Origin of the sequence: Cellulosimicrobium sp. 22598 (genome assembly GCF_052044445.1) — a bacterium.
Taxonomy (GTDB): Bacteria; Actinomycetota; Actinomycetes; order Actinomycetales; family Cellulomonadaceae; genus Cellulosimicrobium; species Cellulosimicrobium cellulans_G.
The window spans coordinates 125,223-140,609 of the sequence record NZ_JBQEMZ010000009.1 but is presented as its reverse complement, the minus strand read 5'-3'; the positions used below and the strand labels follow the sequence as shown (position 1 = coordinate 140,609).

The following is a 15,387-nucleotide window of genomic DNA, read 5'->3' as shown; positions in this document are numbered from 1 at the left end:
GGTGTCCCGACCCGCCCGTCGTGCGTCGCGCCGGCGCGAGGTCCTCGTCAGCCGCCCGACGAGTCCGTGTCGAGCGACTGCTCCGCAGCGAGCGCCGCCTCGAGCGCCTGCTGCAGCCGGTCCTGCGCCTCGCCGTAGGCGGCGAAGTCACCCTCCGCGAGCGCCGCCTGGCCCTCCTCGATGGCCTGCTGCGCCTGGCGCAGCGCCTGGTCGAGCTCGGCGCGGGCACCGCCGTCGACCGTGCCGCCGTCGGCCGGCGGCGCGGGCTCCTCGGTGGCCGGCGGCTCGGTGCCGGGGTCCGTCGTCCCCGGGTCGGTGGTCTCGCCGTCGGCCGGCTGGTCCGGGACCTCGGTCTCGACCCCGCCGTCGGCGTCGCCCGCGTTCGCGCCCGAGTCGCCGCCGAACACCTGGTCCAGCGCCTCGTCGAGCGTGTCGGCGAAGCCGATCTCGTCACCGAAGGACACGAGCACCTTGCGCAGCAGCGGGAACCGCGTGCCCTCCGTCGACTGCACGTAGACCGGCTGGACGTACAGCAGGCCGCCACCCACGGGGAGCGTGAGGAGGTTGCCGTTGATGACGGTCGAGTCGCCGCGCCGCAGCGCCAGCAGGCCGTCGGCGGCGGTCGGGTCGGTGTTGAAGTTGTTCTGCACCTGACCCGGTCCGGGGACCGTCGCGTTGCGCGGCAGCTCGAGGAGACGCAGCGTGCCGTAGTCCTCCGACCGCACTCCCGCCTCGTTGCCCGGCTCGGCGTCCACCGCGAGGAATCCCGTGAGGATGTTGCGGTCCGAGCCGCCGCCCGGGATGTACGTCGACATGAGCGAGAACGTCGGCGCCTCCTGGCTCGGCATCTGGAGCGTGAGGTAGTACGGCGGCTGCAGCGGCTTGACCTGACCGCTCGCCGTCGGGTCCTCCGGGCTGCGCCAGAAGTCCTGGCCGGAGAAGAACTCGTTCGCGTCGTCCACGTGGTAGCTCGCGAGCAGCGTGCGCTGCACCTTGAACAGGTCCTCGGGGTAGCGCAGGTGGCTCATGAGGTCGCCGGAGATCTCCGTGATCGGCTTGACCGAGCTCGGGAAGACCTGGGTCCACGCCTGGAGCACCGGGTCCTCGGCGTCCCACGCGTACAGGTCGACCGAGCCGTCGTACGCGTCCACGGTCGCCTTGACCGAGTTCCGGATGTAGTTCACCTGCTGCGGCGCGAGCGCCTCGACCGAGTTCGCCGCGACGAGCGAGTCGCGCGTCGAGTCCTCGAGCGACTCCGACGTCGAGTACGGGTAGGCGTTCGACGTCGTGTAGCCGTCCACGATCCACTTGACCCGGCCGTCCACGACCGCCGGGTACACGCGCCCGTCGAGCGTGAGATACGGGGCGACCTTCGCGACGCGGTCGCGCGGGCTGCGGTCGTAGAGGATCTGCGACTCCTCGGTGACGCGGTCGGAGAAGAGGATCTGCTCGGAGCCGAACTTCAGCGCGTACAGCACCTTGTTCATGAACGACCCGACACTCGGGCCCGCCTGAACGTCCTGCGTCGGGAAGGTGTTGTTGACCTGGCCGCCCTCGTCGTCGACGGGGTAGTCGAGCTCCCACGCGTCGCGGCCCTCGGGGGCGCCGACGATCGAGTACTGCGGTGCCTCGGGCGAGAAGTAGATGCGCGGCTCGTAGCCGCCCGCGTCGGTGAACGCGCCCGTCGACGGGATCGAGCCCTCGTAGAACGCCGGGCGGCCGTCGGGCCCGATCTGGTTGCCGTACGCGGCGACGACGCCGAAGCCGTGCGTGTAGACCGTGTGGTCGTTGACCCAGTTCCGCTGGTCGGCGCCCAGACCGTCCTGGTTGAGCTCGCGCACCGCGATGACGGTGTCGCGGCTCTCGTCGTCGATCGTGTAGCGGTCGACCGACAGCGAGCTCGAGAACTGGTAGTACTGCTTGTTCTGCTGGAGCTGGCTGAACGAGGGGCTGACGATCTCCGGGTCGAGCAGGCGGATCGACGCCGTGGTGTCGGCGTCCTCGCGCAGCGCGCCCGCCTCCGCCTCGGTCTTGGCGTTGTACTGCTCGGTCTCGACCTGGTCGATCCCGTACGCGGCCTTCGTCGCGTCGATGTTGCGCTGGATGTACTCCTCCTCGAAGTCCTGCGCGTTCGGCGTGACCTGGAAGCGCTGGACGACGCTCGGGTAGATGCCGCCGATGGCGATGGCCGACACGACCATGAGGCCCACGCCGATCGCCGGGAGGCGCCAGTTGCCGCGCACCGCCGTCACGACGAACAGCGCCGCGACGAAGAGCGCGACGACCGTGAGGATCGCCTTCGAGGGGATCACCGCGTGCACGTCGGCGTACGACGCGCCGTCGAACTTGGCGCCGCCCGAGGTGAGGATCGAGTACCGGTCGAGCCAGTAGTTGGCCCCGATGAGGACGAGGAGGAGCGCGGCGGTCACCGAGAGCTGGACGCGCGCGGCCGTCGTCGTGCGCGGGCCCGCGTCGGAGCCGCCGCCGATGCGCAGCCCGCCGTACAGGTAGTGCGTCGCGACCGCGGCGATGCCCGCGATGATGACGACCGCCATGAGGAAGCTCACGACGAACCGGAGCGCCGGCAGCGTGAAGACGTAGAAGGACAGGTCGATGCCCCACTGCGGGTCCGTCGTGCCGAACGGGACCGAGTTGAGCGCGAGCAGGACGGTCTGCCACTGCGACGCCGCCGCCGCGCCGGCGAAGAAGCCGACGAGCGCGGGCGCCACGATCATGACGACCTTGCGCAGCGGCTCGATCGCCTCGCGGTACTGGTCGAGCGTCGCCTGCTCGGGCGTCGACGGCGCGTAGATCGGCCGGGACCGGTACGCGATCGAGAAGGACAGGAAGACGAGCCCGCCCATGACGAGGAACCCGCCGACGAACAGGGCGATGCGCGCGCCCCACTGCGTCCACAGGACGTTCGCGAAGTCGAGCTGCCGGAACCACAGCACCTCGGTCCAGAACTGGGCGAGCAGGAGCAGGAGGACCACGAGGGCGCCGACGACGGCGATCGCGATCCCGATCGGGCTCCGGCGCCGGGCGGGCCGCGCCCCGGGGGACGGCCGGCGGGGCGCTGCGGCGAATGACACGGTGGGTATACCTCTTCGGTCGTGGCTCGGGCGTGCACCGGGGTCAACGCCCGGTCCTCCCCCAAGGTTCCCACGGTCCGGGGCCTCGTGGGGGACGTCACGTCGGTCGCCGACCGTCCACCGCCGGACGGCGCGATGGGGGACCATGGGGGCATGCCCCAGCCTGACGACGCCGCTCCCTCCCCCGCTCCCGCACCCGGCTCCGGCCCCGACCCGGTCGCGCCCGGCGGCCCGACGCCGCAGCACGCCCTCGCGCTCGCCGTCCACGAGATCGAGGTGCACGCGGCGGACGCCGGCTGGGACGCCCCGCCCCGGCTCTTCGCGCTCGTCGCCACGGCCGGCGCGCTCGCGGCGGACCCGACGCTCGCGGACCGCCTGCCGCCCGACGTCGTCGCCGCGGCCACCGCGGACCCGCACCACCTGCTCTCGATCGAGCAGGAGGGCTTCGCCGTGGACGGCGACCTCGAGGACGGGCTCGCGCGCGTCGCGTGGCCCGCGACGGTCGACGGCGCCGCGCTCGTCGTCGAGCGGATCGTCCTGCCCCCGACCGCCGAGGAGGGCGTGCCCGACGACCCGGACGCCGCGCTCGACTACCTCACGTCGCACCCGGACCGGCAGGACGTGCGCCTCGCCGTCGGGGTGCTGCGGGACGGTCCGGCCTGGTGCGCGGTCCGGTCGCGCGCGCACGACTCGGCGACCGACGTCGCGGGCGGCCCGGACCTCGTCCCGGGACTCGTCACCGCGCTGCGCGCGACGCTCGAGGACTGACGCGAGCGGCGCCCGTCAGCCGCGCGCCTCGCACGTCGGGAGGGAGTCGCCCTCGCCCGCGCCGATCGCCTCCATGGCCGCGCGGGCGTCGGCCAGCGTCGAGACCGCCGCGACGTGCAGGCCGTCCGGCACGTTGCCCACGACCTCCGGGCAGTTGGCCTGCGGCGCGAGGAACCACGTCGCGCCGTCGCGCAGGGCGCCGTACAGCTTCTGCTGGATGCCGCCGATCGGGCCGACGTCCCCCTCGACGCTCATGGTGCCCGTGCCCGCGATGACGACGCCGTTCGCCTCGTCCTCGGGCGTGAGCTGGTCGACGATGCCGAGCGCGAACATCGTCCCGGCGCTCGGGCCGCCGATGTCCTCGATCTGGATCGACACGTCGACCGGGAAGTCGAAGGTGGGGTCGATGAACACGCCGAGCAGCGCGGTGTCGCCGCCGTCGGTCGTCGTCACCGTGAGGTCGGTCTCCGTGCCGTCGCGCAGGACGCCGAGGGTGACGTCGGCGCCCGGGTCGACGGCGGCCAGCCCGTCGATGAGGTCCTGGTACGTCGGGACCGGGGCGCCGTCGAGCGCGACGATGACGTCGCCCGGCTCGACGACCCCGTCCGACCCGCTGTCCGGGACCGCCGCCTCGACCGTGAGCGTCGCCGGCACCTCGTACCCGAGCTCGGTGAGCGCCGCGACCGTCGCGTTCTCCTGCGAGGAGATCATCTCGGCCTGGCCCTGCTGCTCCGTCTCCTCCTTGGTGCGGCCCGTCGGGAAGACCTCCTCGACCGGACGCACGCTGCCCGACCGGTCGAACCAGCCCTGCACGACCTGACCGAGGTTCACCGGGTAGCCGGGTCCGCCCGCGACGGAGACCGTCGTCAAGCGCAGCTCCCCCGTCGAGTCGAACGTCTCGGCGCCCGTGATGGAGATGAGCGGCGTGCCGTCCTGCTCGCCGAGCGTGTCCTCCGTGGGCCCCGGCGACCGCACCGCGTAGGGCGCGGGCAGGATCGCGAGGCCCGCGACGAGCAGCGTCGTCGCGAGCAGGGAGATGCCGAACGTCAGGGACCGTCGGGTCACGGGCGGCGGGACGTGCTCGTCCTCCGTGAGGAGGGCGTCGAAGGAGGGGGCGTCGCTCACCGGGACATCATCCCCGAGGATGCTGGGATCTCCCTGCCGGCCGCGCCCACTCGTCCGAGGCGCTCCCGACCGGCACCCGACGGCGCACCGTCAGGGGCGGCGCGACCGCGCCTGACGCCAGACCGCCGCGGTCCCCAGGACCGCGACCGCCGCTCCCGCGGCGCCGAGGGCCGCCGCGTCACGACCGCCGAACCGGAGCCCCGCGACGCCCACCCGGCCGCGCACCTCCGCGAGCAGCACCTCCAGCGCCGCCGCACCCGACCAGGCCGGCGTCCACCCGGCGTCGTGCAGGCGCCCGGCCGCGACCGACCACGGGTGCACGACGAACGCGAGGTCGCTCGCCGGCGACGGCAGCACCCCGACGCGGTGCAGCCGCTCGGCGGCGCCGAACGCGGTCGCGGGCGGGAGCTGCACCGTGCGCAGGCCGGCCGCCGCCGCCACCGTCTCGGAGTCCAGCGCGTCGGGCAGCCCGTCGCGCAGCGGGCCGGCCGTCAGACCGCCGACGAGCCCACCGTCGACCGCGACGCGCACCGCGGCGACGACGTCCTCGACGTGCACGAGGTGCCACGTGCGCTCCCCGCCGCGGACGGTGAGCAGGCGCGGGGCCTCGAAGTGCCGCGTGAGGAGCGTGTCGATCCCCGGCCCGACGACGACGGTCGGCCGCACGAGCCCGAGCGGCACCCCGCCCACCGCCTCGCGCAGCGCGTCCTCGAACGCGGCCACGTCCCCCGCGAACCCCGGTCCGTCGTCGACGGCGACCGGGTCGTCGTCCTCGATCACCGCGCGACCGGGCGTCGCCCCGTGCACCGCGGCCGACGTCACGGCGACGACGTGCTCGATCCCCGCCGCGACCGCGGCCTCGCCCGCGCGCCTCCCGAGGAGCGCCAGCCGGGCGCGCTGCTCGGCGTCGGTCCTCGCGCGCGGCGCCCCGAACTCCCCCGCCGGGGCGACCACGACGAGCCGGCGCGCGCCGTCGGGCCACCCCTCGGGGTCGACGGGCGACGCGTCGGCGGCGCCCAGCCCGCGACGTACCGCGCCGGCGACCTGCCCGACGCCGACGACCACGACGGGCTCTCCCGGCGGACTCACGGGCTCGGACCGGGGGGCCTCCCCCGGGTCGCCCGGCGGTCGTCCCCCGCCCGGGACCGCGTCGCTGCGCCGTGAGCGAACCCGGCCCTCGGACATGGCCCAGCCCCCGTTCTCGGCGGTCGATCGTGGTTACGGTGATCACCGACGCTACCGTGAGGAGTCGCCATGAGCAGCCTTCCCCCCGACCGCACGCCCGGACCGGACGACGACACGCCCTTCGACCCGCGGTTCGAGGAGCTGCTCCGCTCGATGCTCGGACCCGACGCGGACGAGGCGCTGCGCGAGCTGCGCGCCCGCGGCCTCGACCCCCAGGCGCTCGCCGCCGGGGGCGCGGCGGACCCCCAGCTCTTCCAGCACGTCCTCGCGCAGGTCCAGCGGCTCCTGTCGACGCCGAGCGACGGCCCGGTGAACACGGACGTCTCGCACGACGTCGCCCGCCAGGTCGCCGTCGCCGAGGGCGACCCCTCCGTCACGGCGGCGCAGCAGCGCGCCGTGACGGAGTCGTTGTCCGTCGCCGAGCTGTGGCTCGACGCCGTCACCGACCTCCCGCCGTCCGGCGGACGTGCCCAGGCCTGGAGCCGGTCCGAGTGGGTCGAGCACACGCTCCCGGCGTGGAACGAGCTCGTCGCGCCCGTCGCGGCGTCGGTGGCCGACGCGCTCGCGACGGTCCTGCGCGACCAGCTCCCGGAGGGCCTCGGCGAGGACCCGTCGGCGCTGCCCGGGGTCGGGTTCACGCTCCCGGGCCAGGTGCCCGGGCTCCCCGCCGGCGCGCTCGGGATGCCGGGCGACCCCGCGGCGCTCATGCAGCGCCTCGGCGCGGCCGTCTTCGGCATGCAGGTGGGCCAGGCGGCGGGGACGCTGTCGCGCGAGGTCTTCGGGGCCACCGACGTCGGGCTGCCGCTGCTCGACCAGCCCGGGACGGTCCTCCTGCCGACGAACGTCGAGGCGTTCGCCGAGGGGCTGGACGCCCCCGCGGACGAGGTCCGCCTGTTCCTCGCGCTCCGCGAGGCGGCCCACGCGCGCCTCTTCACGCACGTCTCGTGGCTGCGCGGGCACCTGCGCAGCCTGGTCGACGCGTACGCGCGCGGCATCACCATCGACCTGTCCGCGCTCGAGTCGCAGCTCTCCGACGTCGACCTCACCGACACGGGCGCCCTCCAGCGCGCCCTGTCCGGCGGCGTCTTCGGGCTCCAGAACACTCCCGAGCAGCAGGCCACGCTCCTGCGGCTCGAGACGACGCTCGCGCTCGTCGAGGGCTGGGTCGACGAGGTGACGGCAGCCGCGGCCCTCCCCCACCTGCCGCACGCGGTCCCGCTGCGCGAGATGCTGCGCCGCCGGCGTGCCGCGGGCGGTCCCGCCGAGCACACGTTCGCGACCCTGGTCGGGCTGGAGCTGCGTCCCCGTCGCTCGCGCGACGCGGCGGCCCTGTGGGCGCTCATCGCCGCGCAGTCCGGCCCGAGCGCCCGCGACGGCGTCTGGGACCACCCCGACCTCCTGCCCGACGCGACCGACCTCGACGACCCCGCGGGCTACGAGAGCCGGCGTGCCGTGACCCGCATCGAGGAGGCCGACGTCGACCGCGCGCTCGAGGAGATCTTCCGCGCCGCCGAGGGGGCGGGGGACGCCGAGCCCCCGAGCAGCACGGCGGACGACGCGTCGACGGACGACACGACCGACGACGGGCCGACGGACGCGGGTAGCGGCGCGCGCTGAGCCTCCGGCGCCCTCAGGGGCGCCCGACCCCTCAGGGGGTGCCGGACGACCCGTCGGCCGCGAGCCCGGCGTCTCCCTCGGGGGCGCCGGGCTCGTCGCCGTCGGGCTCGAGCTCCGCGTCCCGCGCGAACGAGAAGCCCTCCAGGAAGCCGCGCGCCCGGTCCGTCCGCGGGTACGACTCGAGCAGCTTCCAGAACCCCGGGCCGTGGCCGGCGTGGAGCAGGTGGGCGAGCTCGTGCAGCAGCACGTAGTCGAGCACCCACGAGGGCATCCCCCGCACGCGGGTCGAGATGCGGATCGTCCCGTCGATGAGGGTGCACGACCCCCACCGCCGGTCCTGGTTCCCCGACCAGCGCACGCTCGTCGGGTGCGCGCGGCCGTCGAGGTACTTCTCGGACAGCTCGACGGCGCGGCGCTCGAGCTCGTCGTCGGAGGGGCGTCGCCGCCGCTCGGAGTCGGCCAGGCGGTCGAGCATGCGCTGGACCCACTCCCGCTCCTGCGCGCGGGTGAAGCGCGCCGGGATCGCCACGATGGTGCGCTCGCCGTCGCGGTAGGCGCTCACCGTGCTCTTGCGTCGGCGGCTGCGCCGAACCTCCACGATCGTCTCCCGGACCACGCTCAGACCGTAGTGGTTCTCGCCACGAAACGGCAGGGGCCCACGCCGTGCGGTGCGGATTTCCGCACCGCACGGTCGAGCAGACGTCGCGGGGAGCTGTGCTGCCGGTCAAGGAACCGCCTGCGAAGCGTCGTCGAGGTCTGCCTGTGGACAACTCGGGTCGGGGGTCGCCTCCGTGCCACGCTGACCGCGGGCGGCCGAGCGCGCCGCCCGCCCCACGACCCGCGGAGGACACGTGCAGCGACGACGCGTGCTACGGCCCGAGGCCCCGCTGCTGCGGCGCGGCCCGGGCGAGGTGCAGGTCGGCACCGACCCACGGTGGTCGGTCCGGCTCGCCGGGCTCGAGCCCGGCGAGGAGGAGTGGCTGCGCGCGCTCGCGTCGCCGGCGGCCCGGCGTCCCGACGGGCACGCGGCCGGCCCGCCCACGGCGCCCGGCCGGCGCGCCGCGCTCGTCCGGCTCCTCGAGGAGGCGCACCTGCTCGTCCCCGCTCGTCGGCGACGCCCCGTCTCGCCCGCCCCGGGGAACGGTGCGGCGGACGTGGGCGTGCTCTCGGCGCTGCGGCCCGACGGCGCGGGGCACCGGGTCCTCGCGTCCCGCGCCCGGGCGACCGTCGCCGTCGTCGGGCTGGGGCGGGTCGGGGCCGCGCTCGCCGTGCACCTCGCGACGGCCGGGGTGGGCACGGTCGTCCTGGAGGACCGCGGCACGGTCCTCGCCACGGACGTCGGGGTGGGCGCGTACCGGCTGCGCGACGTCGGGACGCCCCGCGAGACCGCGGTGCGGCGGCTCGTCGAGGAGGTGGCGCCCGGGGTCGTCGTCACCGCGGGCACAGGCGCGGGCGCCGGCGCCCCGGTGGACGACCGGGTGACGGGAGCACGGGGCCGGGTCCCGGACGTCGTGGTCGTGGTCGAGCACGGCGCGGCGGACCCGGAGCGGGTCGGGCGGCTCGTGGGAGAGGGGGTGGCGCACCTGTCGGTCGTGGTGCGCGAGGCCGACGTCGTCGTCGGACCGTTCGTCCGGCCGGGCCTCGACCCGTGCCTGACGTGCGTGGACCTGCACCACGCCGACGCGGACCCGTGCTGGCCGCAGCTGGCGCGGCAGCTGCGCGACGGGCGCGTGCGCGCGGCCGAGGAGTCGTCGCTCGCGGCCTCGGCGGCCGCGGTCGCGCTCGGTCAGGTCCTGGCAGCCCTGGACGGGCTGGTGCCCCGCGCAGCCACGGCCCGCATCGAGATCCCTGCTCCCGATGCGGTGCCGCGGCTGCGCGAGACGGGTCGCCACCCGCGCTGCGGGTGCGACGAGCTGGCGCGCACGCCCCCGGACGGGGCGTCGCTCACCATGTCAGGCCGCCGTCGAGGCGCCGACTGACGCCCCGGCCTCGACGCGCGACGCCTCCTGCGCCTGGCGCTCGGCCTCACGGGCGAGCACCTCGGCCTTGCTCGGACGGCCGCGGCCGCGCTTGCGCGCGACGACGACGCCGTCCACGAAGACCTCGCCGCCCCAGACGCCCCAGGGCTCGCGGCGCTCGATCGCGCCGGCGAGGCAGCCCTCGACGAGGGGGCACGTGCGGCACAGGGCCTTGGCCTCCTCGACCTCGGCGGACCGCTCGGCGAACCAGAGCTCCGGGTCGTTGGTGCGGCAGGGCAGCAGGCCCGCGAGGAGGCGGTCGAACTCCGCGGAGTCCTGCTCGCCGAGGGGCGTGGCCAGCGGTTGGTGGGGGACCCAGGGGCCGGATCCGCCCTGGGCAGTGATGTTGTCGAGCAGCGCGGTGAGCCGCACGATGTCCTCCAGTGATGTCCTGTCGTGGGTGTGAACGTCGTCGTCACAGGACCTGAGGACAGCGGTCCCCGTCCGTAGGAAGGACGGGAGAGACCGGTGATCCTCATCGGCAGACGTGCTCTGGAGAACACGAAGGCCACGGGTCCGAGACGGACTCCGCGGCCTGGAAGGTTCTGGTCGGTCAGACCAGAGGTGTCCTGGAGGCGGAGTCGGGAGCGGGGCGGGCGACGAAGGTGCCGCCGCGGTGCGCGGCTGCACGCGGACGGAGTCCTCCTGGCGTGCCCGTGTAGACGGACGCGTTATCCAGCAGGTTCGCCATGGCGATCTGGTTCTTCATCAGCTTTCCCACCCCCTCTCTCCGTTCGAGGCCCGCCTCCCGGCGCGCCCCTCTCCAACAGGACTCGTCGACCATATGTCGCGCGTCGCGGGACGCACAACTTATTTACGGGAATTTCTTCGACGAGTTTCTCGAACCCTCCTGGGAGCCCGAGAACGGCTCCGCGTCACCGTTCCGCGCGGCCCACGATGTCCAGGATCGTCGCGCCGTACCGCTCGATCTTCGCCGGCCCGAGCCCGTTGATGCGGGCCAGGGCGGCCGTGCTGGTGGGCCGGGACTCGGCGATCGCCGCGAGCGCGCTGTCCACCAGCACGGTGAACGCCGGCTTGTCCGTCTCCTGCGCGACCTGGCGCCGCCACTCGCGCAGGCTCTCGAACAGCTCGCGGTCGTACTCCCCCGTGAGCCGCAGCTTCGCCTGCCCGGAGCGCGGACGGCGCGTGCCGTGGGCTCCCGGCTCGTCCGGCCACAGCCCGTCGAGGAACCGGGTCCGGCGCCGCGTCGCGCGACCGCCGGGGTTCCGCGACCGGGCGAAGGACAGCTCCAGGTGCTCGCGGGCCCGGGTGATGCCCACGTAGAGCAGCCGCCGTTCCTCCGCGATCGCCTCGTCCGTCTCGGCGAGGGAGATCGGCATGAGCCCCTCGCTCGTGCCCGCGAGGAACACCGCGTCCCACTCGAGGCCCTTGGCCGCGTGGAGCGACGCGAGCGTCACGCCCTCCACCGTCGGGGCGTGCTGCGCGGCGGCGCGCTCGTCGAGCTCGGCCACGAAGGTCGCGACCGTCGGCGCGGGCCCCTCGGCCGCCTGCGCGAGCGCGGCGACGTCGTCGGCGAGCGCGACGAGCGCCTGCGTGGACTCCCACCGCTCGCGCGCCGCCCCGCGCGCGGCGGGCGGCTCGGGTGCCCACCCGGCGGCGGCGAGGACGTCGCGCACCGTCTCGGGCATCGGGACGTCGGGGTCGGCCGACCGGGCCGCCCCGCGCAGGAGCACGATCGCGTCGCGCACCTCCTTGCGCTGGAAGAAGCGCTCGCCGCCCCGGACGAGGTAGCCGATGCCCGCGTCGGCGAGCGCCGACTCGAAGGCCTCCGACTGCGCGTTGGTGCGGTAGAGGACCGCGATCTCGCTCGCGCGCGTGCCGGCCGCGAGGAGCCGCGAGATCCGCTGGGCGATGCCGGCAGCCTCCGCCTCGTCGTCGTCGTACGTGGTGAACGCGACCGGCGGGCCGGCGGGCCGCTGGGCGACGAGCTCGAGCGCCTGGTGCGCGCCGCCCGCGCGCCCGGCGCGCGCGAGGAGCTGGTTCGCGAGGTTCACGACCTGCGGCGTCGAGCGGTAGTCCCGCACCAGCCGGATGACCTGGGCGCCCGGGTGGGTGCGCGAGAACGTGAGGAGGTGGTGCGGCGTCGCGCCCGTGAACGAGTAGATCGTCTGCGACGGGTCCCCGACGACGCACAGCTCCTCGCGCCCCCCGAGCCACTGGTCGAGGACGAACTGCTGCAGCGGCGAGACGTCCTGGTACTCGTCGACGACGAAGTGCCGGTACTGACGACGCACCTCGTCCGCGACGCCGCCCTGCGTCGCGAGCATGTCGCCCAGCATGAGGAGCACGTCCTCGAAGTCGATGACCGAGCGCTCGGTCTTCACGTCCTCGTACGCCGTGATGAGGCGCGCGACCGTCTGGTGGTCGTACCCGGCGGGGGGCTCGCGGTCGATCGCCTCGCACGCCCGGACGTAGTCGTCCGCGGTGACGAGCGAGACCTTGGCCCACTCGACCTCGGACGACAGGTCCCGCACCGCGACGCGGTCGACGCCCACGCCGAGGCGACGCGCCGACTCGGCGATGACCGGCGCCTTGTGCTCCAGGATGCGCGGCGGCGCGCCCCCGACGACCTTGGGCCAGAAGTAGCCGAGCTGGCGCAGCGCCGCCGCGTGGAACGTCCGTGCCTGGACGCCCGTCGCACCCAGCTCGCGCAGTCGGGTGCGCATCTCCCCCGCCGCGCGCGCCGTGAAGGTCACGGCGAGCACGCTCGTCGGGGTGTAGACACCGGTGCGGACGCCGTAGGCGATGCGGTGCGTGATCGCGCGCGTCTTGCCGGTCCCCGCGCCCGCGAGCACGCAGACCGGGCCGCGCAGCGCGACCGCGACGTCGCGCTGGTCGGGGTCGAGCGCGTCGAGGATCTCGTCGGCGGTACGCAGGGACGGCGGGCGTGAGACCGGTGGTGTGGACATCACCCGCGATTCTCGCAGGCGTCGCCGACACGCGGGCGCCGGCCGGACACGGCCCAGGACGTCGGCGGGGGCGTCGGCGGGGGTGTCGGCGGAGCGTGGCACGGGCTCTGGACGGGAACAGCGCGCAGGCCGCCGGTGTTACCGTCACGACCGACCGCCCGCGGCACGCGCCGCCCGGAACCGCACCAGGAGAGCCCTCGATGAGCACCGCCCCGACCCTTCCCGACGCCGGCTCGATCGTCATGTACTCGACGAGCTGGTGCGGGTACTGCCGCCGCCTCAAGACGCAGCTCGACTCCGAGGGCATCGGCTACACCGAGGTGAACATCGAGGAGACGCCCGGCGCGGCGGAGTTCGTGGAGTCGGTGAACGGAGGCAACCAGACGGTCCCGACCGTCGTCTTCCCCGACGGCTCGGCCGCGACCAACCCGTCGCTCGCGGAGGTCAAGCAGCGCCTCGCCGTCTGATCCCACCCCGTCGTGGGCGTGAAACGGGCCCGGTCCGGACGTCCGGACCGGGCCCCTTCCATGCCCACGACGTCGGGGGCGCTCAGGCGTCGGGGAGACGGTCGCCGAACCAGTCCTCGACCAGCGAGCGCGCGATGGACGCGCGGCCCGGGAGCAGCACCTCCTGCGCGCGCACGGCGGCGGCGAGCTCGGGGCGCGTGAACCACCGCGCGTCGGTGAGCTCGACGCCGTCGACGTGCAGGGCGGTCGTCAGCGCCCGGGCGGCGAACCCGAGCATGAGCGACGCCGGGAACGGCCAGGGCTGGCTCCCGCGGTAGGCGACCTCGCCGACGACGACGCCCGCCTCCTCCGCGACCTCGCGCCGCACCGCGCTCTCGAGCGACTCCCCCGGCTCGACGTACCCGGCGAGCGTCGAGAAGCGCCGCTCGGGCCAGTGCGCCGCGTGGCCGAGCAGCAGCCGCTCGTCGTCGCCCTCCCCGTGCACGACCGTCATGATGACCGCCGGGTCCGTACGCGGGTACAGCTCCACGCCCTGCGCGACGCAGCGCCGCGTCCAGCCCCCGTTCTCGACCGTCGTCCGGCCGCCGCACCGGGGGCACCGGGTGTGGTTCGCGTGCCATGCCGCGAGCGCGACCGCCTCGGTCGCGAGGCCCGCGAGCGGCGCTTCGAGCCCGCCGACGAGCTCGCGCAGCCCCGACCACGACCGCTCGCGCGCGAGCACGGCGAACGGGTCGGAGGCGTCGACGCCCTCGATGTCGACCTCCTCCGCGTCGGCGTCGTCGGGCAGGACGAGCGCCAGGTACGTCGTGCCGTCCCCCTCGCCGAGGAAGAGCCAGCGCGCCTGGTCCTCGTCGGCGGCGGCACCGACCTCGGCCAGGGTCGCCGGGTCGAGCAGCGCGACGCCGTCCGCCGGGCTCGGACCGGCGAGCGCGAGGCGGCCGCGGTGGACGAGCACGACGCGGGTCGTGTCCTCGCCGCGCAGCCTCCCCACGAGGTCGGGCTCGCCGCGGCGGTGGGCCGCGCGGTCCAGGACCGCGCCGTCGAGCGGGAGCGGGAGGTCGCGGAGGGCGGTCACGGGCAGCGTGCCCGACGACGGCGGGGTGGCGGGGGTGGTCACCCTCCGACCGTAGGCCACGCGACCGGCGTGGGTGCCCCGGGCGGCGGGCGGGGAGCGACTACCGTGGTCGGGTGCCTCGCTCTCCGCTGACCCTCGCCGCGCTCGCGACCGCCGCCGTGCCGGGTCTCGACGCCCGCAGCGCGCTGGCCGTCGAGGACCCGGGCGACTACGACACCGCCGTCGTGACGGACGCCGAGGGTGCCCGGTGGACCGTGCGCGCCCCGCGCAGCCTCCAGGCCGGGGCCGCCCTCGAGGCCGAGGCGGAGCTGCTCACCTCGCTCCAGCTCTACGCCGACACCGGCGTGCTGTCGTTCGCCGTGCCCCGCATCAGCGGGACCGCGCTCCTGCCGGAGGGCGGCCGCGCGATCGTGCACCCGGCGCTCGACGGGACGACGCTCGACGTCGACGCGCTGCGCCCCGGGCCGGGGCTCGCCGCCGACCTCGGTCGCGTCCTCGCGTCGATCCACGAGCTGCCCCGCACGATCGTGGACGACGCGGGGCTGCCCGGGTACGACGTCGAGGAGTACCGCGCCCGGCGGATGGCGGAGCTCGACGAGGCCGCGGCGACCGGGAAGGTGCCGACGACCCTCCTGCGACGCTGGGAGACGGCGCTCGAGGACGTGTCGCTGTGGCGGTTCCAGCCGGTCGTCGTGCACGGGGACCTCGGCCCGGAGCAGGTCCTCGTCGCGCGCGGGCGCGTCGTCGCCGTGACGGACTGGGCCAGCGCGCGCGTCGCGGACCCGGCGGACGACCTCGCGTGGCTGCTCGTCTCCGCGCCGCCCGAGGCGATCGACTCGATCATGGAGGCGTACCAGCTGCGCCGGACCGAGCTCACCGACAAGAATCTCGTGGACCGCGCGCTCCTCGTCGGCGAGCTCGCGCTCGCACGCTGGCTCCTGCACGGCGTCCGCCACGGGCTCGACGACGTCGTCGCCGACGCGCTCGACATGCTCGCCGACCTGGACGACGCCACGCAGGACGCCGACGACTGACCCGGCCGGGCGTCCCGGCACGGGTCGCCCGGAGGCGGTCCCGCCCGTCGACGGGTCGGCCGTGGGCCGGTCCGCC

At 75.2% G+C, this 15,387-nt stretch carries 12 protein-coding genes; 5 read left to right on the top strand and 7 right to left on the bottom strand.

Going from position 1 to position 15,387, the window contains the following annotated elements; translation table 11 throughout:
- Positions 1 to 47 precede the first annotated feature (47 nt).
- Positions 48 to 3,092, bottom strand: a complete 3,045-nt coding sequence (locus ACTJIY_RS11715; protein WP_253050950.1) for a UPF0182 family membrane protein — start codon at positions 3,090 to 3,092, stop codon at positions 48 to 50.
- Positions 3,093 to 3,245: 153 nt separating this feature from the next.
- Between ACTJIY_RS11715 and ACTJIY_RS11710 the strand changes: the two genes are divergently transcribed.
- On the top strand, positions 3,246 to 3,860 hold the full coding sequence (locus tag ACTJIY_RS11710; protein ID WP_253050949.1) for a PPA1309 family protein: 615 nt from the start codon (positions 3,246 to 3,248) through the stop codon (positions 3,858 to 3,860).
- Positions 3,861 to 3,875: 15 nt separating this feature from the next.
- Here ACTJIY_RS11710 and ACTJIY_RS11705 read toward each other — a convergent pair whose 3' ends face one another.
- Positions 3,876 to 4,985 (bottom strand): YlbL family protein, encoded by a 1,110-nt coding sequence (locus ACTJIY_RS11705; protein ID WP_440674468.1) that lies wholly within the window; start codon positions 4,983 to 4,985, stop codon positions 3,876 to 3,878.
- A 90-nt stretch (positions 4,986 to 5,075) separates the two neighbouring features.
- The gene (locus tag ACTJIY_RS11700; RefSeq protein WP_440674467.1) at positions 5,076 to 6,074 is read right to left on the bottom strand and encodes a nucleoside-diphosphate sugar epimerase; all 999 of its coding nucleotides are present in this window, start codon (positions 6,072 to 6,074) and stop codon (positions 5,076 to 5,078) included.
- A gap of 165 nt (positions 6,075 to 6,239) precedes the next feature.
- On the opposite strand from ACTJIY_RS11700, the gene ACTJIY_RS11695 reads away from it, so the two are divergent.
- Positions 6,240 to 7,787, top strand: a complete 1,548-nt coding sequence (locus tag ACTJIY_RS11695) for a zinc-dependent metalloprotease (protein ID WP_440674466.1) — start codon at positions 6,240 to 6,242, stop codon at positions 7,785 to 7,787.
- A gap of 31 nt (positions 7,788 to 7,818) precedes the next feature.
- Here the strand turns inward: ACTJIY_RS11695 and ACTJIY_RS11690 are convergent, their stop codons facing one another.
- Complete coding sequence (locus tag ACTJIY_RS11690) at positions 7,819 to 8,403, bottom strand: YgjP-like metallopeptidase domain-containing protein (RefSeq protein WP_253050944.1); 585 nt, start codon at positions 8,401 to 8,403, stop codon at positions 7,819 to 7,821.
- A 250-nt stretch (positions 8,404 to 8,653) separates the two neighbouring features.
- On the opposite strand from ACTJIY_RS11690, the gene ACTJIY_RS11685 reads away from it, so the two are divergent.
- Complete coding sequence (locus ACTJIY_RS11685; RefSeq protein ID WP_440674465.1) at positions 8,654 to 9,766, top strand: ThiF family adenylyltransferase; 1,113 nt, start codon at positions 8,654 to 8,656, stop codon at positions 9,764 to 9,766.
- Here ACTJIY_RS11685 and ACTJIY_RS11680 read toward each other — a convergent pair.
- Positions 9,740 to 10,177 carry a WhiB family transcriptional regulator gene (locus ACTJIY_RS11680; protein ID WP_374614382.1) on the bottom strand — a complete coding sequence of 146 codons (438 nt, stop codon included), beginning with the start codon at positions 10,175 to 10,177 and terminating at the stop codon, positions 9,740 to 9,742. The genes ACTJIY_RS11685 and ACTJIY_RS11680 overlap by 27 nt on opposite strands.
- A 503-nt stretch (positions 10,178 to 10,680) precedes the next feature.
- Positions 10,681 to 12,735 (bottom strand): ATP-dependent helicase, encoded by a 2,055-nt coding sequence (locus ACTJIY_RS11675; RefSeq protein ID WP_353707898.1) that lies wholly within the window; start codon positions 12,733 to 12,735, stop codon positions 10,681 to 10,683.
- Positions 12,736 to 12,935: 200 nt separating this feature from the next.
- On the opposite strand from ACTJIY_RS11675, the gene ACTJIY_RS11670 reads away from it, so the two are divergent.
- A complete protein-coding gene (locus ACTJIY_RS11670; protein ID WP_440674463.1) occupies positions 12,936 to 13,202 on the top strand; it encodes a mycoredoxin in 267 nt (88 codons plus the stop codon).
- 82 nt (positions 13,203 to 13,284) lie between these two features.
- On the opposite strand, the gene nudC is transcribed toward ACTJIY_RS11670, so the two are convergent.
- The gene (gene nudC / locus ACTJIY_RS11665; protein ID WP_440674462.1) at positions 13,285 to 14,319 is read right to left on the bottom strand and encodes an NAD(+) diphosphatase; all 1,035 of its coding nucleotides are present in this window, start codon (positions 14,317 to 14,319) and stop codon (positions 13,285 to 13,287) included.
- Positions 14,320 to 14,390: 71 nt separating this feature from the next.
- On the opposite strand from nudC, the gene ACTJIY_RS11660 reads away from it, so the two are divergent.
- Positions 14,391 to 15,311 (top strand): phosphotransferase, encoded by a 921-nt coding sequence (locus ACTJIY_RS11660; protein WP_253050939.1) that lies wholly within the window; start codon positions 14,391 to 14,393, stop codon positions 15,309 to 15,311.
- Positions 15,312 to 15,387 lie beyond the last annotated feature (76 nt).